15 protein-coding genes are annotated in these 19,310 nt (G+C 45.5%); 6 read left to right on the plus strand and 9 right to left on the minus strand.

All coding sequences use genetic code 11. From position 1 onward, the window contains the following. Nucleotides 1-5: 5 nt before the first annotated feature. The 4 genes from CLV31_RS03725 to CLV31_RS03740 all read right to left on the minus strand — a co-directional run bounded on the left by CLV31_RS03725 (nt 6) and on the right by CLV31_RS03740 (nt 5,808). Nucleotides 6-1,073 (minus strand): exopolysaccharide biosynthesis protein, encoded by a 1,068-nt coding sequence (locus CLV31_RS03725; RefSeq protein ID WP_111391522.1) that lies wholly within the window; start codon nt 1,071-1,073, stop codon nt 6-8. Next, the gene (locus CLV31_RS03730; RefSeq protein WP_111391523.1) at nt 1,070-3,658 is read right to left on the minus strand and encodes an SLBB domain-containing protein; all 2,589 of its coding nucleotides are present in this window, start codon (nt 3,656-3,658) and stop codon (nt 1,070-1,072) included. The genes CLV31_RS03725 and CLV31_RS03730 overlap by 4 nt, the downstream gene beginning before the upstream one ends. A 107-nt stretch (nt 3,659-3,765) precedes the next feature. Next, complete coding sequence (locus CLV31_RS03735; protein WP_245943314.1) at nt 3,766-4,770, minus strand: radical SAM/SPASM domain-containing protein; 1,005 nt, start codon at nt 4,768-4,770, stop codon at nt 3,766-3,768. Between the two features lie 75 nt (nt 4,771-4,845). Continuing rightward, complete coding sequence (locus CLV31_RS03740; RefSeq protein WP_111391524.1) at nt 4,846-5,808, minus strand: fasciclin domain-containing protein; 963 nt, start codon at nt 5,806-5,808, stop codon at nt 4,846-4,848. Between the two features lie 291 nt (nt 5,809-6,099). On the opposite strand from CLV31_RS03740, the gene gldB reads away from it, so the two are divergent. Next, nucleotides 6,100-7,107, plus strand: coding sequence for a gliding motility lipoprotein GldB (gene gldB / locus CLV31_RS03745; RefSeq protein ID WP_111391676.1), 1,008 nt, complete (start codon nt 6,100-6,102; stop codon nt 7,105-7,107). Here the strand turns inward: gldB and CLV31_RS03750 are convergent. From CLV31_RS03750 to nth, 3 genes are read right to left on the minus strand one after another with little or no spacing between them, the layout of a single operon-like run. After that, complete coding sequence (locus tag CLV31_RS03750) at nt 7,073-8,293, minus strand: glycosyltransferase family 4 protein (RefSeq protein WP_111391675.1); 1,221 nt, start codon at nt 8,291-8,293, stop codon at nt 7,073-7,075. The two genes, gldB and CLV31_RS03750, sit on opposite strands and share 35 nt — an antisense overlap. Further along, nucleotides 8,290-10,065, minus strand: a complete 1,776-nt coding sequence (gene asnB / locus CLV31_RS03755; RefSeq protein ID WP_111391525.1) for an asparagine synthase (glutamine-hydrolyzing) — start codon at nt 10,063-10,065, stop codon at nt 8,290-8,292. The genes CLV31_RS03750 and asnB overlap by 4 nt, the downstream gene beginning before the upstream one ends. Further along, on the minus strand, nt 10,065-10,736 hold the full coding sequence (gene nth, locus CLV31_RS03760) for an endonuclease III (protein WP_111391526.1): 672 nt from the start codon (nt 10,734-10,736) through the stop codon (nt 10,065-10,067). The genes asnB and nth overlap by 1 nt, the downstream gene beginning before the upstream one ends. An 87-nt stretch (nt 10,737-10,823) precedes the next feature. Between nth and CLV31_RS03765 the strand changes: the two genes are divergently transcribed. From CLV31_RS03765 to CLV31_RS03775, 3 genes are all read left to right on the plus strand, one after another. Continuing rightward, nucleotides 10,824-11,954 (plus strand): DmpA family aminopeptidase, encoded by a 1,131-nt coding sequence (locus tag CLV31_RS03765; RefSeq protein ID WP_111391527.1) that lies wholly within the window; start codon nt 10,824-10,826, stop codon nt 11,952-11,954. 151 nt (nt 11,955-12,105) lie between these two features. Then, on the plus strand, nt 12,106-13,890 hold the full coding sequence (locus CLV31_RS03770) for a patatin-like phospholipase family protein (protein ID WP_111391528.1): 1,785 nt from the start codon (nt 12,106-12,108) through the stop codon (nt 13,888-13,890). Between the two features lie 220 nt (nt 13,891-14,110). Beyond that, on the plus strand, nt 14,111-15,316 hold the full coding sequence (locus CLV31_RS03775; protein WP_111391529.1) for a hypothetical protein: 1,206 nt from the start codon (nt 14,111-14,113) through the stop codon (nt 15,314-15,316). Nucleotides 15,317-15,321: 5 nt separating this feature from the next. Here the strand turns inward: CLV31_RS03775 and CLV31_RS03780 are convergent, their stop codons facing one another. Then, on the minus strand, nt 15,322-16,698 hold the full coding sequence (locus tag CLV31_RS03780; RefSeq protein ID WP_111391677.1) for a methyltransferase RsmF C-terminal domain-like protein: 1,377 nt from the start codon (nt 16,696-16,698) through the stop codon (nt 15,322-15,324). A 161-nt stretch (nt 16,699-16,859) separates the two neighbouring features. On the opposite strand from CLV31_RS03780, the gene CLV31_RS03785 reads away from it, so the two are divergent. Further along, nucleotides 16,860-17,219: a DUF1304 domain-containing protein gene (locus CLV31_RS03785; RefSeq protein ID WP_111391530.1), complete on the plus strand. Its 360-nt coding sequence runs from the start codon at nt 16,860-16,862 to the stop codon at nt 17,217-17,219. A gap of 120 nt (nt 17,220-17,339) precedes the next feature. Then, on the plus strand, nt 17,340-17,717 hold the full coding sequence (locus tag CLV31_RS03790) for a GxxExxY protein (RefSeq protein WP_111391531.1): 378 nt from the start codon (nt 17,340-17,342) through the stop codon (nt 17,715-17,717). A 64-nt stretch (nt 17,718-17,781) separates the two neighbouring features. On the opposite strand, the gene CLV31_RS03795 is transcribed toward CLV31_RS03790, so the two are convergent. Further along, on the minus strand, nt 17,782-19,308 hold the full coding sequence (locus CLV31_RS03795) for a MoxR family ATPase (protein ID WP_111391532.1): 1,527 nt from the start codon (nt 19,306-19,308) through the stop codon (nt 17,782-17,784). Between the last annotated feature and the right edge of the window lie 2 nt (nt 19,309-19,310).

A 19,310-nucleotide genomic window follows, 5' to 3' on the forward strand; every position in this document is an offset into this window, starting at 1 on the left:
AGAGTTTAGCTTTCCTGCACATGCTTCTGATACAGTCGCTGGAAATAAAGGGAAAACAAAACCAAAAGTCCGGTTATCACAGCACCCAACACCATTCCTTTGACCAATCGGATCTCGGATCGCTTGAGCGGGTAGCGAGGAGAGTCAATGATCTGGATGAGCGGTGAATTGTTGCGGTGGTTGACTTTGGCGATTTCCAGGTTTTTGACGATTTCCTGAAAGACCGCCGCAGTAGCTTGTACATCTATTTGCCGCTTTCTGCTTTCCACAGTTGCCGAGGTGAGCAGCGGGTTGGCATTGGGTACCCGGTCCTGTGCCGATGCATAGGCCCCGATGCTTTCGTCCAAAATTGCCCTGACCGAATCCGCCTGAGACTGAAGAATACTCAGGTTTTCTCCTGTTTTTTTGGTCTTGGTCTCAAAGTAGAAGGTATTCACTTTATTGACCAGCGTCTCATTAAACACCTTGGCAAAGGGCTCGTCCTTGGAGGAAATGGTTACCTGGATAATGCTCAATTTTCGGTCGGGTTTTGCGACAAGAAGTTGCTTTTCCCGGATCAGCTTGGCGACCTCTTTGACCACCGAATCCTGAGTGACACTGAAGTTTTCTCTTGGGATCGAAAAATCCAACTTAGCGAAATCCACTTTGGAGGCCCACTTTTCATCCAATTTTTCAAAGGCCACAAATCGGTCAATGAGTAAGTCCGTATCGTCAAAAGGACTCAGAAGTGTCTCCCCCAGCATTCGGTCCGAGCGATACAGTTCCATGATATTGTCCCCTTGAAAAAGCCCGCTGGTACTTCCCAACGAACCTAAATTGACCCCTACCAAGGAGGCGAGACCTGACATCTGACCCAATCCCGGCCCGTCGCCCTCTTCGAGGACAAAAGAGGTTTCGGCATGGAAAACGGGCTTTTTTAACTGGGAAACCAAAGCTCCCAACCCGAGTCCGATTAATCCTGAAATCAGCAAGACTTTCCACTTCGAAACAAAAAAAGCCAGCCACTCACGAAGATTTAAGATCACCTCCCGAAGGGTAAACTGATTATCCGAAAAATGCTTATTCGTTGTCATTGCCAGTTGATTTGAGATAGCACCAAAGCCAAGGTGGCCAGACCAGTTGTCACACCTACCACATCTCCCAGTCTCAATGGGATTCTTGGGCCTTTGGTAGGGACAATGACTTCTGCACCGGGTTCTACGGGAGGGAAGGCTTTCACGCCCAAAATACTCCGGGTTCGCTTGACTGCTCCATTGGCGTAGACTACGTAGGTTTGCTTGCGGTTGGCTCTTCGCTCAAATCCTCCCGATCCATTGATGTAATATTTCAGTCCTCGACCTTGTTCATGCCGAAGGGTAGTCGGGTAGACCACATCACCTCTCATTCGGACTGTTTGAAGCAATTTGGGCACGTTGAGAATATCCCCTTCTTCCAAGATCAAATCTTCTTCCGAACCCGGATTAGCCAGAATTTTTTCCAGATTGATGGCCACTGCCTCCGATTCCTTGATCTTCACATTAAAGCCGGGAGTCTCCGCTGCAATTTGATCCAATGATTCTCGTTTCGCATTGGTGGCGATTGAATCTCCTGAATTCTTCTTTTCCTTTGGAAGGTCTCTGAAAAGCCGTTGCAAAAGTTCTTCTTGGGCTTCAGAATTGTTGGGATCCTCGATGAGGCGCAATCTCAAAGCCTCCAGGTTTCGCTGTCTTCGGATTTGCTCCGATTCGGTATTGAAAAATTCAGTTCTTCGGATCAGGGTTGCTCCTTTGGCGTAGGCAAATTGATTTAAACCTCCGGAACGTTTTACCAAATCTGAAATTCGGTCCACACTGGTCTGAATGGCAAAAATCCCCGGAGAGTTTACTTGACCTTCGACAGATACCAGCCGTTGCATATTGAAATTGGCTCTTTTTCTGACAATGACCTGATCAAATGGCTTCAGCAAAATCGCGTCGGGATTGAATGACAGATCAGGATTGACCCGGGTGTCCAAAATATCGGCCAAAGTTCCCAGATCGGAATCTTCCAATCTTCTGGCAATTTCGATTTCTCCGGTATTAGCCGATTCCTGAAGTCCTCCAGCCAGTAGGATCAATTCTTCGGGAGTCATGCCTTCTGAATACGGATAGGTTCCGGGGCGTTTTACCTCACCCAAAATCTGCACATAGCGCTCGTTTTGCACGTCATAAATACTGGAAATCCGTACCACATCTTCTCTTTTCAGTACAAGGTCAGGCTGCGACCCATCCAAAATGGCCTTGAGGTTGACTTCGATCACTTCCGAACTCAAATCCTCTTTGGTTCTCAGGATGCTTGCCCGCTGTGTATAGGCATCCCCTTTCAGCCCATCTGCATTTTTGATCAACTGAGAAAGCGTCATCCCCTCAGTCAAGGCAAAGGTCCCCTGACGGAATACGGCTCCTTTGATCTGTACCCGATTGGCATATCGATTCAGAATACGACCCACCTGAATCTCGTCTCCACCTTTGAGGATAAACATCCCAAACTGGTTTTGAAAAACATCTGACACGGAGCGTTGATTGCCGGTGATTCGGGAAATAGAAATTCGATCCTTAAATGCCAGATCCGTAAATCCTCCCGCATATTTCAATACCTCATCGAGGGTATCCTCTCCTTTTACTTCAAAAGTCAGCGGTCTTTTGACCTCTCCCATGACTTTGACCCGGGCCAAAAATGGCTGAATCAACAGCACGTCCTGGTCTTGAAGCTGTACATCCAGATTTGCAGTTCCGTTGATAAGCAAGTCATAGACATCGATCTCTGCAACGGGCTTATTGTTGCGCATGAGCTTGATGGCTCGCAGGGTACCGTTGTCATTGGGACCACCTGCTGCATACAGGGCGTTGAAGACTGTGGAAAAGGCGCTCAGGGTAAATGTGCCCGGCAGTCTGACTTCTCCCAGGATATGTACTTTGATGGTCCTGACATTTCCCAAAGTCACTTGGATAAACGTGTTTGGATTTGTGCCTTGCAATCCGGGATAAAATCTGGCTACCCGGTTTTTGATGATTCCGGTAGCCTCTTCGATGGTTTTTCCGGAGACCGAGACCGGTCCGATATTGTCCAAAAGAACAAATCCGTCTGGGTTGACCGTAGCCTCGTAATATTTTTCGGATTGTCCAAAAATATCCACATAGACCAAATCTCCCGGGCCCAGGATATAGTTTTTGGGCGTAGCCTGGTTTAGGCTGGGCTCAAAGCTGAGCCTTCTGTTTTTCTGGAAAAAAAGATTGCTTCCAAAAATCTGATTGTTGGCGGGCTGTTCTTCTGTCAGTTCCTGGGTTTGAGTCAGTCCCCGCGTGATATCATTCAGATCCACTTGGGTTCTGGGTTCACGTCTTGACACATTGGAAGATCGGGAACTGCCAGCGCCTAGGTTGAGGGTTTCGATCCGGTTTCTCAGCTTTTCGACTTCTGCTGAAGGCATTCCCCGCATTTGAGCCATTTGGAGGAAATCTGCAGTGCTCAAGCCTGCTTCTTGGGCCCGCTTGACCAATTCTTCAATTTGATCGTCACTGAGTTCGTCTACCTTGATGGAGGTGATGTCAGAACTTTGCTGGGCAAGGACGAGGGGCTGTACTAAGGCCAAAGCGCACAGCAAGGCAAAAAAGTACCTGATTCTTTTGAATAAAATCATGAGTTTAAGAGGGTTCCGGAGAATTTAAGGGTAATCTAGTGGATAAAAATCCATCTATTTATTAATTCTACCAAATCTGAGTTCAGATTTGAAGAAGCGGGATGGGCTTATTCCGTACAATTTTTGCAAATCTCGATTTGACTTCGGTCAAGTAAAAGCTGGGTCCGAAAGGAACGGTAACCCTCTGAATTCCAAATTTCCTGTAAAGGGATTTCTTTCAGATCTCCCATGACATGCCGGGCGTCTTTGTCAAAGCAGCAAGGGACCACTTTTCCGTCCCAAGTCACTACAGCCCCCTGCCACATTTTCCAGCATTTGTTTTCGATTTGGTTTTTGAGCTTCCATTTTCCGGTTCCGCCAGGGATATACCTGGAATAGCCCAGATCCGAAGGGATCAATTCGGATCCATTTTCAAAGTCATAGATTTGGGTGGTTTTCAGCTGGAGCTCATCTACGCCGATTTCCCTTGCCCAATCCTTCAATCTTGGTAGCTGATGTTCATTTTGTCCGGTGACCAGAAATTGCAGGATGATTCGGGGGAATTTTTTGCCCTTTCTTTTGCGCTCATCAAGCAAAAGGGTAAGCCCCTTTTGGACCTTATCCAGGTTACCTCCAATCCGATATTTTTCATAAGTCTCTTGGGAAATTCCATCCATGGAGACGATGAGCTGCCTCAGTCCTGATGTCAGGATTTCAGGGATATTCTTTTCGGTCAGGTAATGTGCATTGGTGGAGGTGGAGGTAAAAATGCGTTTTTCATCCGCATACTTGACCATTTCCAAAAATTCAGGATTCAAAAAAGGCTCACCTTGGAAATACAAATGCAGCCAGGTTAAGTGGTCAGCAGATTGATCAATGACTCTTTTGTAGAGTGAGGACTCGAGCATACCCGTGGGACGGGTAAAGGAACGCAATCCGGATGGACATTCCGGACACCTTAGGTTGCAGCTCGTGGTCGGTTCGACACTCAGCGTAGTAGGCAATCCCCACATCAGCGGCTTTTTGAAAAGTCGGCTCCAAAAAAATGAGCCCGACAACTTGAGCAAGTTGACCGATTTTCTGACGGTCAGGTAAGCAAGTAGGGCTTTGAATGTGATCCACTGGTTTTTCACAACGGAAATAAGGAAGTAAATGCGAAAAAGCCACCCGAAAGGTGGCTTTTTGTAAAGGTATTTTATGATCGAAAATTACTCTTCATCAGCAGGAAGTAGCACTTGATCGATAGGATGAATGACTCCGTTGATGCCGTGAATATTCAAACTCTCGGCCAACAATCCACTTTCGTTGATTCTGAGATTGGCTAAATCCACTCGGAGGGTTTGACCTTCCAACAGGGTAGGCAAGGTAGCATCCTGTCTCAAATCCTGAGAGAATGCTCTCGAGGGTACCACGTGATAAAGAAGAACATTGGTGAGTGTCTCCAAAGGAATTTCATCCACGCTACTCACTCCGAGTGCCGCATACAACTCCTGAAAAGCCGCATCGGTTGGAGCAAAGACGGTAAGATTGTCAGAGAAATCTCCGTTTACTGCTTCCACTAAGTCAGCACGCGAGAGGGCTGCCACAAGCTGTGTAAATTCAGGAGTGGCACTCTGTGAAGCCTGAACGGCGATTTCCGCAATGGTATTTGTCGGTGCGGTGATGACATAATCCACTACATGAATCACTCCGTTGTTTGCCTGAACGTCCGCTTGGATCACTCTGCTTTTGCCATTAATCCAAAGTCCCCCGTTCGGATCCACACTTACATAAAACGGCTGTCCTGAATTAGTTTCCAGGGCACCTTGTTGGATGTCGGAAGAAACGGCCCTCCCGGAGACCAAGTGGTAGTTGAGGATATCCTCGAGCTGAGGATTAGACAAAAGATCTTCTGCAGAAATTCCTGTGTCGCTTAGAAAAGAATTGAACGCATCATCATTTGGAGCAAAAACAGTGAATGGACCGGAAGACGCCAAGGCAGTGGTCAATCCAGCCTGATCCACTGCTGCTACCAAAGTGCTAAAGGAAGGATTGGAAGATGCAATTTCGAGCACGTTTTGGGATGGGACATCTGGCGTGTCGTCATTGTTGCAGGAGCTGAGCCCAAAGGCAACTAGAGCACCGGTCATGGCTAGCCACCGGGAGCTGCTAAAGAAAGTGTTCGTGTTCATGATAGTTAATATTTGGTTAGTTGAGCCTACCTACTCAAAAACCGAACGAAAAAGAAGAAATTCTTTTTCAAAAAGGAAATCAGCGAAGTTAAGCGGGGATGTATTGCGTTTTATACAAAATGAACTGAGGAATTAAGAATGTAATTGAATTACGGTTTAACAAAAAATCAGATCCATTCAAAGCGAAGCTTTTGAGGAAAAATGTGGGTTTTTTGGTCAAATTGGGGGTTTTTTCCAAAAAATGAGCGTTTGAAATGTTTGCTTAACTTTGTATCAAATCTACATTTTCAGATGGAAAACAGAATAGGGTATTATTTCTTGGTGGTCTTGGGATGGATTTTTTTCATTTCCTGTAAACCACAGACAGAATCCTGCCAATTAGATGAAGAGATCCTTAAATCCAAGCCCAACCTGGAAATCAAAAGGTTGGAAGATGAGTTTTTTGGGGCAAAAACACCGGAGGATTTCCATCATTTGATTGAAAAATACCCTGAGTTTGCAGATCGTTTTTTGGAAAGAGATCTTTATCCCAATCAGGATTCTTTAGTTTCGACCTTGGTGAAGGCGCACTCCGACTCTTCGTTGAGGGTTCTCTATGATTCGGTCAAGGTTGAGTTTGCTGATGTTTCGGATATCCAGAAGGATCTGGAAAATGCATTCGCCTATGTCCAACATTATTTCCCGAATTTCAAGGTTCCCAAAGTTTACACCTACGTCTCCGGATTTACCTCCGATCTGCTGATAGAGGAAGATTTGATCGTGATTGGCTTGGATTATTTTTTACCTGCTGACCATGCCTTTCAGCCTGATCTTCCCAGATATTTGGCAGCGAGATACCAGAGAGAATACCTTGTTCCGATGATCGTTTTGGCCATATCGTCGCAATACAATAAGGTAAACCCCGCCGACAATACGCTCTTGTCTGAGATGATTTTTTACGGCAAGGCCTACCATTTTGTCAAAGCGATCATGCCATGTACCTCGGATCAGTTTATCATCGGCTACACTCCGGAGGAGATCGAGGATTCCTGGGCAAACGAAGAATTGATTTGGTCCCATTTTGTGGAAAATGAGCTTCTATTTCAGACCAATCCTTTTGAAATCCGAAAATACATCGGTGAAGCGCCCTTCACGGATGCCATCAGCACCAATGCACCGGGCAGATTGGGCAGATGGGTAGGTTGGAATATTGTGGATGATTACCAAGCCAACCAAAGTGTGGATTTGGCCATATTGATGGGAGAATCTGATGCCGAAAAAATCTTTAGGCAGTCCGGATATCGACCACGTCGGCAATAGTTGATTTAGGATTGGGCTTGATCACTTCGATCAATCGGCCCACAGCAATTTCTTTGGCAAATTGGGTTTCGGCCAGTTTTCGCGCCTGATTCCCCATTTTTTGAATCTGCTCTCGCTGAGATTCCAGTTCCTCCAACTGTGCAAAGGCTTTTTCCCATTTCCCGGGAAGGAATGAAATTCCCAAACCGTGGGTTTTTACCAGTTCATGCACCCAACCTTTATGATTGACCAAAATGGCTTTTCCTGCGGCCAGTGCATCAAAAAATTTATTGGGGCTGTTGGTTTTCAACACCGGAAAGTGGGCAAAAGAGATCCAGACAAAGTCTGCCAAGCTGAGCACCTCATTGACTTCATCTTTGGAACCAAAGGGTAAAAAATGGGTATTGGAAAGCCCTAGGCTTTGTACTTTTTGATGAAGAAAAGTTTTATGGCTTCCTTCCCCCATAATCAGGAAGTTCCAGTTTTTTGCTCTGTTTTGGGCTATTTGGGCCAAATCCAATAATTCCTCTACAGCATTCACTTCGCCCAAAGCACCCGTATAAGTGATCGTCAGCCCTGAAGTCAAGCCCAATGAATCAGCAAGCGACTGGTTTTTTTCTTTAGGGAAAAACTGTTGGAGATCCGAGAAATTCGGAATCAAAGCCACCGACCGATTGGGACTGAGGCGTTTGAGGTGAGCAGCGATTCCCGGGGATAATGCCACCAGACTCAAGGATTGATCGTAGATTTTTTTCTCCAATCTTCTCAAATATCGAATCAGCAGGGGATTCTTGATCGCTCCTACCTGAATCGGGGCTTCGGGCCAAAGATCCCGAACTTCAAAAATAAAAGGTAAGGCCAGTTTCCTTTTTGCCCACAAGCCAATCCAGCCTGTAGTAAGCGGGGTAGAAGTAATGTAAAGCAAATCCGGACGAGAAAGCTTTCTCAGGAGATTTTTACTCAGTTTGACAAATCGGAAAAAAGACCAAATACGCCTGAAAAACCCAAATTTCTGGTCATAGGCTACCGGTAGGTAATGCACTTTGATCCCGTCTATCCAACGCTGATCGTACTCCTTTTCAGCGTGAGCGGTGATCATTTCTACCTCCACTCCAGCTTCAACCAGGCCTTTGGCCAGGTGATAAGACCTCACCGCCCCCCCTTGCTCGGGTGTCCGGAAATATTGATGGATGTAGGTGATTTTCATTGCTCCTGCAATTTCAGCCATTCGGAGAAAAGAAACAGGTTATAAATCACCAAAAAGTGATTTTTTGCAAAATTCTCCGGTTGCTGAGACAACAGGAAGACTTCTTTAGGCAGGGCTGCCCGATAGGTTTTGCCGAATTCTCTTAAAGCGGAAAACACTTTTTTGGCAAAGGGCCCATTATCCCCAAACCATTCCAAAAGCGGAAGTCCAAATCCGGTTTTCTTCCTTTCTGAAATCCAACCCAATCCAAGCTCATGCAGGCAGCCGGTAATCCAGGGTTTTCCCTGTAAAAGGCTGGGATCCTCGATACTTTTCCATAACGAAACCAGTTGTGCATCGAGATAGGGAGAACGACCCTCGATGCCATGCGCCATGAGCGAATTGTCCTGTATCTTAAGCACATCCTGAACCAGGTACACCTGTCTATCAAAATCCAAGGCACGCTTGTATTCCGAAAGACCCGAATCCATCACTCTCAAATAGTCCTCAAGCAGGTCAGATGGAGGATTATTCAAGGCCGAAAAATTCAGAAATGTCTCATTGGAACTTGGGCGGATCGCCGAATTGAATTTTTTCCAAGCTCTCCCAAAAGGTAGTTTTTTAAGAACTGGAGCCCATTTGACCCAAAAATTTTTGTGCGCAAGGAATTGGTGAAAAGCATGATGCCGCTTATAGCCACCCCAGAGTTCGTCTGCCCCGGCACCGGAAGCTAGGACTTTCACTTGAGACTTGGCCCTCTTGCCGATCATCCAGGTGAGCAATCCGGCAGAATCCCCAATAGGTTGATCCATACTTTGGATAAATTCATCCCAATGGTCCAGGACGGTTTTCTGGTCAATCTCCAGGAGTTGGTGATCTGCGGGGAAATCTTGAACAAATCGCTTGGCGGCATCCGCATCTGCATATTTTTTTCGGTACTTTTTCTCCACTTGAATCGTGTAGGCTGGAAGTGGGATCCCGGTCTGCCTATACCAAAGTGCATACAAAAGACTGCTATCCATTCCGCCGCTCAGCATGACTCCAACCGGCACATCAGCGTGAAACTGATTGGAAATCACGCCTTCTAATGTTTCGCGAAAAAGTGTTTGGTTGATGATTTTTTCTGAGGAATTGCCAATCGATAAGGTATCCCATCGGAAGGTATTGTGTTGATGGATCTGACTGTATCGGCCCGGTTTCCAGGCACGAACCCCTTTATAAAATGTCTTCCCGGGAGTCGGGTTTCTGAAATAGAAGTAATTGCTTATTTGACCTAAATCAACGTCTGAGCCCGCAAGCTGAGCTAAGGCCCGTGTTTCAGAGGAGATGATTAAGGTATCGGGGTTTTGTGAAAAATACAGAGGTTTTTCCCCGTTAGGGTCTCTGGCTACCAAGACCGATTTACTGATCAAATCGACATAAAAGAGCGCAAACATGCCTTGGATCTTCTTAAGTCCATCGGCACCAAAATATTTCAGATAATAGACCAAAACCTCTGTATCAGATTGAGTCACAAAAGCCACTCCCATAGATTGAAGGAGTTTTCTCAGCGCTCTGAAATTGTAGATTTCACCATTCCAGATCAGCAGGCCAGTGCCATCCCCGGTCCAAAAAGGTTGATCCGCATCAGGTCCTGGATGCAAAATTCTAAGTCTATTTACCCCAATCCATAATCCCGGCCAAGGGGAAAGCACAGCTTCCTGGTCTGGTCCACGGTGTCTGGAGCGAGATACTAAGCTTTTGATGGCTGACTCATTCGCTCCTTTTCCCCAAATCAGATGGATACCACACATCAGATCTCAGAATGGTCTTTCGTCAATTTGACGTGATTTTTTTCAAAAAACTTACATAAATGAGTGATGTTGCACTCCTCACACTTGGGCTTGCGGGCAAGGCAAGTGTAGCGGCCATGAAGAATCAGCCAATGGTGAGCTTTGTGGATGTATTGCTTGGGGATATGTTTGACCAGTTGCTTTTCCACTTCTAATGGGGTGTTGGCGGTCAAAGGAACAAGGCCTAAACGCCTCGAAACCCGAAACACGTGGGTATCCACAGCCATATTGGGCTGCTGCCACACGACCGAGGTGATGACATTGGCTGTTTTGCGGCCTACCCCGGGAAGTTTGACCAATTCTTCAACGGTCGAAGGCACTTCTCCTCCAAAGTCTTCCATCAGCATTTTGCCCAATCCGATCAGGTGCTTGGTCTTATTATTCGGATAAGAGATCGATCGGATATAAGGAAAGAGTTCATCAAAATGTGTGGCTGCCAAATGCTGCGGAGAGGGAAAATGCTTGAATAGCTCGCGGGTGACGATATTGACGCGCTTGTCGGTGCATTGGGCTGAGAGAACGACTGCGACTAGGAGCTGAAAAGGGTTTTCGTATTCCAATTCCGTCTCGGCTACAGGCATGTTGTCGGAAAAATGCCGGATAAAGGCCTCATATCGTTGTTTTTTGAGCATTTCTGTTTGGATCTTGGAAAGGGGAGGTAAGATAGGTATTATTGGAAAATTGGAAGATTTGAAAATTGAAAATTTAGTCTCCCCAGCATGAAATCCCCATATGCATTGAGTTTACTTGTATCTCTTCTCTTCCTGACGATGTATCAAAGTTTTTCCCAATCCCGTCCCCGGGACTTGGGAGTTCGTTTTGGCATTTTGCCCGCTGGTCCAGGCAATGCCATCACCGATGTGCCCGGAGTCAAAGTGGGGCAATTAACCAAAATCGAAGGCCAAGACATCCGCACGGGAGTTACAGCCATTTTACCGCACGGTGGAAATATCTTTCAGGAAAAAGTACCAGCAGCGATTTTCGTGGGAAATGGCTTTGGCAAACTGGCGGGAGTCACGCAGGTGCAGGAGTTGGGAAATCTGGAATCTCCAATCATTTTGACAAATACCCTCAGTGTGGCTGCAGGAATAGAAGGTGTGGTTCGCTACTCGCTGGCACAACCAGGAAATGAATCCGTCCAATCAATGAATGCGGTAGTAGGAGAAACTAACGATGGTTACCTGAATGACATTAGGGGCATGCACATTTCTCCGGAAGATGTCTTGATGGCCATCCGATCTGCAAAAACAGGTCAGGTCGAAGAAGGTAATGTGGGGGCAGGTACAGGCACGGTGTGTTTTGGTTGGAAGGGAGGAATCGGAACTGCCTCTAGAAAGCTTCCCGAAAGTATGGGAGGACATACAGTGGGCCTATTGGTACAGACCAATTTTGGAGGAAATCTGCAAATCGCAGGAGTGCCGGTGGGTGAAAAGCTCGGCAAGTACCCGTTTAAAGATGCCTTGGAAAAATCCGACGGAAGCTGTATGATCGTAGTGGCGACAGATGCCCCTGTTTTGGAGCGAAACTTGGAACGGATGGCACAGCGGGCCATGATGGGCTTGGCCAAGACTGGCGGTATTGCTTCCAATGGGTCCGGGGATTATGTCATTGCATTTTCAACTCATGAAGGCCTTCGTATCCCGCATTCAATTCCATCTCAGAGACTTCAAAAAGCGGAATTTCTTGGAAATGATGATATGACGGCACTTTTTATGGCAGTCATCGAAGCCACCGAAGAAGCAATCATCAATTCACTCTTTGCAGCAGAATCGATGGTCGGAAAAGAGGATAGAAAAATAGAAAGTTTGCCAAAAACCCAGGTTTTGGATTGGATTCTGGAAAAAAAGTAAGGTAATTTTTTAAAATCACGCCGATTTTCACGCGGTATGGCCATAAAGTATTTTTTCGTTTGATTATTCCCGATTTTTCAGGACTTTAGGAAAATGACACGGAGAATTTAATTCTTTCAACCCTTTCCCTCTGGGTCAATTCTATTTCGCTATGGAAAACTTTAATGAGCACTACCATCACCTGTTTCACAAGCTTTTTGGAGGGATGAATGAGGAGATGATGGACCAGATTTTCGAAATCGGTACAGAGCGGACATTGGAAACAGGAGCATATCTTTTCAGACAAGGGTCGAGAGAGAATGTGCTATATATTGTACTTTCCGGTCGATTGAGGGCGATCAAAGAAGACCCCAACGGTACCCGGATTTTGGGAGACATCGGTCAGGGAGAGCCTGTGGGAGAGTTTGCCCTTTTCACAAATGAACCTAGAATGGCTTCGGTCTTAGCCATCCGAAAATCTGTGGTTTTGGAATTTACGCAGGAAGAGTATCAGACTTTAGTCTCAAAAAACCCGCCTTTGGCTATTTCGCTGACCAATTTTGTGATTCAAAGGCTTCGTCGAAATACCTTCCAGCAAAATAAAAGCACCCCGCCAAAAAATATCGCCCTGATCAATCTTCAAGCCGATCACAACATCAGTCCTTGGACAGGGGGGATGGAGCAATATTTTTCAGATAGGAAAATACCGGTGCAGGTGTATGATTATGAATCTCAGCAAGACAGAGAGGATGGAGAATTTTTTGATTCTTTGGAGGATCACGAAGGCATCAACATTCTCGTATGTGACGGAGATCGCTTGGATTGGTCACATCAGTGTTTGGTCTATGCGGATTTGATTATTGTGGCGAGCAGGTTTGATGCCTCATCTGAAATATATGAGGTAGAAAAGCAACTGGACCTCTACGCTCAAAATATCCTGAATAAGAAAATCTACCTGCTTTTGCTCCATGAAGCTGAGGCAGAATTTCCCAAGCAAACAGATAGATGGCTTTCGCATCGCCATATTTACCTCCATATCCATATCCGAAAAGGACACAGCAAAGATGTGGGGCGCTTTTGCAGGATCATTACCAATCAGGCCACAGGATTAGTCTTAGGAGGAGGAGGTGCAAAAGGGTATGCGCATATCGGCGTGGTCAAAGCCCTTCAGGAAAAAGGGGTTGAAATTGATTTTTTGGGTGGAACGAGCGCAGGTGCGATTTATGGGGTGACTATGAGTTTCTTTGACTTTGACTTTGAGAAAATTGAAGAACTGATTTCCAATTCAGTCAAGGCCAAACTCACCAAAAATGACCTGACCCTTCCGATTGTCTCCATTCTTTCGGGTCAGAAACTCGCCCGATTTGTGAAAAAAATGTTTGGTGACTACTTGTTGGAAGATGTTTGGGTCAATTCTTATTGTGTTTCGACGAATTTCTCCAAGGCTTCGATGAGTGTGCATCACCGAGGTACACTATGGCGAAAATTGTCCGCAAGTATGGCTATTCCCGGTGTTTTTCCTCCAATTGTGATTGATAAATATTTGCATGTGGATGGCGCTGTGATGGATAATTTGCCCATCGAGCCGATGTACCGGTATCCAGTGTCTAATATCATTGCCGTCTCGCTCTCCGGGATGTCAGAGCGTCAGGTAAATTTTGATGAAGCTCCCTCTGGATGGAAATTGCTCTGGGACAAGATCAGGGGAAAAAACCACTACAAGATTCCTTCGCTCAGCTCCCTGATCATCAATGCGCTGACTCTAAATAGCCTCAATAAGCAAGAAAGCACCAAAGAGAAAGTATCGCATTACTTCGAATTGAATCTGAAAGGGGTTGGTTTTATGGATGACAAAAAGTGGAAAAGCATTATGGCCAAAGGATATCATCAAACCCATACTTTTTTGGAGCGTCTACCCGCTGAGGAGCGCTTTTGGGAGGGGCCTTCAACCCCTTAACTCTTCGTTGATATTAAGTCATCCCTCCACATTACTTCTGAAGATTTATAGTCGTTTACGTTTTGGCATTTTTTTCTTAAATCTGATTACAAAGCTGTCTCTCCTCTTTCGATTCACTCAATAGCACCAAGGTATAGGGTTATTTTTTTGCGTTTTATATCATATTCTTAAAGAGGTGCTGCTCAATTTTTGATGATATTCACATGTTAATTTCACTTTTATGGAAATAGAAAATAATAAGAAAAACCAAGACTTAACCTGGCTAGAGCATCTTCAAAAAAACAGTTGGGAGCCTGAAGTAATTATATCGGGTATTTCTTTGGCGGTCCTGTTTATCATTCCTTCCAGACTATTTGATATGTCTGTGGTATTGATTCAAGATTATGGCTTGGAGCAAATCCCAGCTCAGTTGGTTTTAGTATATTTTTCTTTGATTATCACTGTCTTCAAGATCTTTTTGGTGATTCACTTAATCATGAGATTTATCTGGGCGGGAATGTTGGGAATTACTTATGCTTTTCCGGAAGGAGTAATCAAGGAAAACCTGTTTAAATACTCTCAATCCGTAGATTATCCCCATCCGAATACCTATCTGATCAAACTGGAGCGCTGGTGCAGCATGCTCTATGGGTTTCCAATTTCAGTGGCTGTTCCCATCCTAAGTATCACTATCTACCTATCCGCCTTAATAGGAGTTTACCTGTTTTTTAATCTGAACTTTCAGGTTGTGTATTTGATCTTTATGATTACCATGGTGGTTTTGGCAAGTTTTTCATTTGCAGGAAAATCTACTCGACTTAAAGACGGCATTGGAAAGAGCATGAGTGGAACCATAGGTGCTGTATACCAGAGTCACTTGGGAAAATGGTTTTTTATTTCCTTTTCAGTTGGTCTCATAGCTATTTCTGCACCCTTTATTTCTCAGGATTTAAGAGGATTTTCTGAGTTTAATATCATTGCCAATTTAGATGAAACTGAATATGACTGGCCCAATGATCGCAGCTATTTTGAAGAATACAATTCCGAAAAGAAACGGTTTGCCAGGGCATGGACCACCAAGAAAACAGTGGATTTGGAAATGTTACCCATTTTTTTACCCCGATATATCCGAGACGAAAATGCAACGGTCTATATGAATACCCTTTTGCCAACGGACACGATCCAATGGAGTATCATCAAAGACTATCAAGATCAGTTTCGGATATACATCAATGACTCTCTTGTTCAAGTTCAGAATTGGTCCAAAATAAGGGCTGGTCATACCGGTCAAATGGCCCTTTTTGGGCAAATTCCAGTTGCATACCTAGCTCCCGGTATTCAGGAATTAAGGGTAGAAAAGCTGATTTATTTACCCCCGTTCTTGTCCACAGGAAACGAACTTCGATACCGAAAAAAATGGGCTCGATTTGAATTTGTGAAGAAATAGTTGGTTTACATCCGAATTCGCCACTCTTTGGGATAGTAATTATTCAAGCGGTTTCCGAGATTTTTTCCCCAGCCGAGAGGTAAGTGTTGGTAGGTAAACAGAATCCAACCTTTGGGAAGGCCGTCAAAAGACTGTTCGCTTTTTCTCAGGAAATCCAAGGCTTGGTCGTGGCTAAGTTCGACTTGAGAAAAACCATTTTTCGGCAAGATCGAAAGCGCCCACTCATGGCTGGGGATCCATTCGTTCTTCTGTTTTTTGCCTAATTCCACCCCGAAATACCGAAGACTCAAGGCTTGGGCGATTTTTTCGAAATGGCGATAAAACTTCCTACTGATTCGAAAATAGGAATCGTTCAAGAGGTAATATTTCCCCGTCCCATCAAATCCCAATTCCTGCTCCAAAGCCTCTCCTTCCCGATCGCCCAAGTTCTTCAGCACCGGATGCTTGAAGTCTTTGATTCGTCCGGGATCTTGGGTGGAAGCCGAATCGGGCCTTTTCAATACCGTGATGAAAAACCCTTCTCCTTCCACTTTATGCGGGAAAAAGCGATACCCGAAAAACGTCCCGTCTTCAGTATCCACACTTGATTCGATGATTCCCCAAGATTCTTCCAATGGAATACGAACAGGTTCAAAAGCAAATTCCTCGGTGAGAAATCGGATCATTTCCTCATTTTCCAGCTCGTTGAAGGTACAGGTAGAGTAAATCAGATAGCCTCCACCTTTGACCAAGGCTCCGGCTTGGTCCATGATGCGTTTTTGGCGCGAGGAGCAAAGGGTGACGTGATCAAGGGACCATTCTTCCCGGGCTTGAGGATCTTTCCGAAACATCCCTTCACCGGAACATGGGGCATCCACCAAAACCAGATCGAAGAAACCTTCCAAGGCTGAAAAATGATCTGGATCGTTGTTGGTTACCACGATATTTCCCAAACCCCATTTGATTGAATTTTCTTTGAGGATTTGGGCTCGGGATTGAATGACTTCGTTGGCCACGAGCAGTCCATCATTTCCCAGATAGGAGGAAAGCAGCGTACTTTTCCCACCCGGTGCGGCGGCTAGATCGAGGTAAACTCCTTGGGGGATTTCCAGACTGGTTAGGACATGCTCGATAAACATGGACGATGCTTCCTGCACGTAATAAGCCCCTGCGTGAAAGGCCGGATCGAGTGTAAAGCTGGGTCGTTCTTCCAAAAAATAACCCTGAGCTGACCAGGGAATCGGTCTTTTGGGCCAAGCAGGGGAGAAAGGTTTTTCCGAGTTAAGTCGGATGGAGGTTCGTGGGGTCTGGTTAATTGCAGATTTAAAAAGTTCGAATTCTTGCGCTCCCAAAAGGGCTCGCATTTGGGACTCAAAGTCTTTGGGCAGTTGAAAGTTGGACATGCGGCAAAGATAGTGATCAGTTCCCAGTCCCCATTGGGAAGTAGGGAGGTTTGGAAGCATGAGAGATGGCCAGTCAAAAATGGGGCCGGATGATTCTGAAGACTGAGACCGTCCACCGAACACTCCAAAAATGTGTAACTTATTCCTGAACTCAGACTGCTATGGAAATCCTCACCTATATTGTCATCGGCTTGATCGCCGCACTTCATCTGTATTTTCTTTGGTTTGAGATGTTTGCTTGGGAGACGACGGGACGGAAGATCTTTCGTCAAATGCCGGCAGAACTATTTCCCAAAACAAAAGCTTTGGCTGCAAATCAGGGTTTATACAATGGGTTTTTGGTGGCAGGATTGGTCTGGTCTCTGGTGATCTCTGATCCGGTTTGGGCGGATAAAGTGGCCCTGTTTTTCCTGACCTGCGTGCTTATTGCAGGGATTTTTGGGGCGATTACGGCAAGCAAAAAGATCTTTTATGTGCAGGGCTTGCCGGCTTTGGTGGCGATTGTGTTGATTTTGATTTAGTTCACCGCGGAGGCGCAGAGTACGCAAAGTGGATTTGAAAAACTAAATTTTAATTCATTTCTTCAAAAAATTCACCTAATTTAAAACCAGTACTTTGGGTCTTTTTAATCGTATTGTTTTATGTCAGAGAATGAAGTTTCATCCCAGATAATCGGTGCAGCAATTGAAGTGCATAAACCTCTAGGTCCGGGCCTGCTTGAAAGTAGCTATGAAGCTTGCCTACTTTTTGAATTAAGGCAAAGGGGATTAAATGTTAAATCACAAGTTGCATTGCCTATTTCATACAAAGGGTTTCAATTAGAAGCAGGGTACCGAATCGATATCCTCGTTGAGGAAAGAGTAATAATTGAAATCAAAACGGTTGAAGAATTTGCTGATATTCACATAGCTCAGATTCTTACTTATCTTAAGCTCACTAACCTAAAACTGGGGTTACTAATCAATTTTAATTCCGTCAAATTAGTTAATGGTCTTAAGAGAGTGGTCAATAATCTTTAATTTTCTCCGCGTTCTCTGCGCCTTTGCGGTGAGTTCAAAAAAAAAGAGGCTTTCGCCCCTTTCTTTAATTGTCATCTTCATCAAAGTCGTCCTCTTCATCCCCTGCCCCCATGTCAAACATGGAACTGAACAGGTCTTTAAACTGAAGTCCGGTGTCCAAAAGCTTTTTGCTCAGTTGGGAATATTCAGCCAAACCGTGTAGCGCAAACTCCATGAAGAACTCTTTTTCTTTTTCCGGCAAAGTTTTCACCATCTGGGTGACCACTTCCTCCAAACCGGGTACCGAGTGAAGCAGCGTTTTATATTCCTTATCAGACTGGGAAGCCAAAATATCCAACTCATTTCCTTCCCCAAACCAAGCCAAAGGAATCACATAAGGATTGCCGTTTTTGTCTTTTTTCTTTTGTTCAGGAGAAGGGAAATAGTTCACAAACTGGGTGCGGATCGCTTTTCCAATCAGGTTGTACGCGACGAGACCTGCACCTTCCTGTTCGCCTTCATAGACCAATTCGACCTTGCCTGTAATCGCCGGAATCACGCCGATCAGGTCGGCGATTCGAACTACGGTATTGCTTTCTCCATTCAGGTAAAGTCTTCTTTCCGCTGCGGAAATCAGGTTTTCATAGGCCGAAATCGTCAAACGAGCTGAAACCCCACTTTTCTCATCCACAAACTCAGAACCTCTCGCTTCGATGGCAATCTGCTCGATTAGGTCTTTCATCAACTCAGGTACATGGATCTGTTCTACAGGCTTTCCAGCCAAATTAGCTTCCTGAGCAGTGATCTTCTTGCCGATCTCGATGGATTTTGGATAGTGGGTGATGATCTGACTTTCGATTCGGTCCTTCAGCGGAGTCACGATACTTCCCCGATTGGTGTAGTCCTCCGGGTTGGCGGTGAAGACAAACTGGATGTCCAAAGGCAGCCTCAGCTTGAACCCACGGATTTGGATGTCTCCTTCCTGCAAAATATTGAAAAGCGCCACCTGAATCCTCGCTTGCAAGTCCGGCAATTCATTGATCACGAAAATACACCGGTGGGAGCGAGGTACCAATCCGTAGTGAATCACCCGCTCATCGTTGTAGCTGAGTTTCATCGTCGCCGCTTTGATCGGATCGACGTCACCGATCAAGTCGGCCACAGAAACATCCGGTGTGGCCAATTTTTCCGCATAGCGATCCTCCCGGTGAAGCCAGGAGACCGGTGTGTCGTCACCTTTTTCATCGATCAGATTTTTGGCAAAAGAAGAAAGCGGATGCATCGGGTCATCGTTGAGCTCCGAACCGAAAATAACCGGAACATATTCATCCAGAAGATGGGTCATCATCCGCGCGATTCGGGTTTTCGCTTGACCACGAAGCCCCAGCAGGTTGATGTTGTGACGGGAAAGAATCGCCCGCTCGATGTCGGGGATCACCGTATCCTCATAGCCCCAAATGCCGGCAAAGACATTTTCTTTGGTTTTGATCTTTTGGATCAGGTTGTCACGGAGTTCTTCTTTGATGGATTTGGGTTGATATCCTGATGCCTTGAGTTGGCCGAGGGTCTTGATCTGTAAGAGTTGGTGTCCGGTGAGTTTTTGGTAGTCCATGC

This window comes from Algoriphagus aquaeductus, from assembly GCF_003253485.1.
GTDB lineage: Bacteria > Bacteroidota > Bacteroidia > Cytophagales > Cyclobacteriaceae > Algoriphagus > Algoriphagus aquaeductus.

Coding starts and splice junctions, on each gene's coding strand:
- CLV31_RS03785 (WP_111391530.1), top strand. CDS start 16,860: ATGGAAATCCTCACCTATATTGTCATCGGCTTGATCGCCGCACTTCAT.
- asnB (WP_111391525.1), bottom strand. CDS start 10,065: ATGTGTGGTATCCATCTGATTTGGGGAAAAGGAGCGAATGAGTCAGCC.
- gldB (WP_111391676.1), top strand. CDS start 6,100: ATGGAAAACAGAATAGGGTATTATTTCTTGGTGGTCTTGGGATGGATT.
- CLV31_RS03750 (WP_111391675.1), bottom strand. CDS start 8,293: ATGAAAATCACCTACATCCATCAATATTTCCGGACACCCGAGCAAGGG.
- CLV31_RS03795 (WP_111391532.1), bottom strand. CDS start 19,308: ATGGACTACCAAAAACTCACCGGACACCAACTCTTACAGATCAAGACC.
- nth (WP_111391526.1), bottom strand. CDS start 10,736: ATGCTCAAAAAACAACGATATGAGGCCTTTATCCGGCATTTTTCCGAC.
- CLV31_RS03725 (WP_111391522.1), bottom strand. CDS start 1,073: ATGACAACGAATAAGCATTTTTCGGATAATCAGTTTACCCTTCGGGAG.
- CLV31_RS03775 (WP_111391529.1), top strand. CDS start 14,111: ATGGAAATAGAAAATAATAAGAAAAACCAAGACTTAACCTGGCTAGAG.
- CLV31_RS03730 (WP_111391523.1), bottom strand. CDS start 3,658: ATGATTTTATTCAAAAGAATCAGGTACTTTTTTGCCTTGCTGTGCGCT.
- CLV31_RS03765 (WP_111391527.1), top strand. CDS start 10,824: ATGAAATCCCCATATGCATTGAGTTTACTTGTATCTCTTCTCTTCCTG.
- CLV31_RS03740 (WP_111391524.1), bottom strand. CDS start 5,808: ATGAACACGAACACTTTCTTTAGCAGCTCCCGGTGGCTAGCCATGACC.
- CLV31_RS03780 (WP_111391677.1), bottom strand. CDS start 16,698: ATGTCCAACTTTCAACTGCCCAAAGACTTTGAGTCCCAAATGCGAGCC.
- CLV31_RS03770 (WP_111391528.1), top strand. CDS start 12,106: ATGGAAAACTTTAATGAGCACTACCATCACCTGTTTCACAAGCTTTTT.
- CLV31_RS03790 (WP_111391531.1), top strand. CDS start 17,340: ATGTCAGAGAATGAAGTTTCATCCCAGATAATCGGTGCAGCAATTGAA.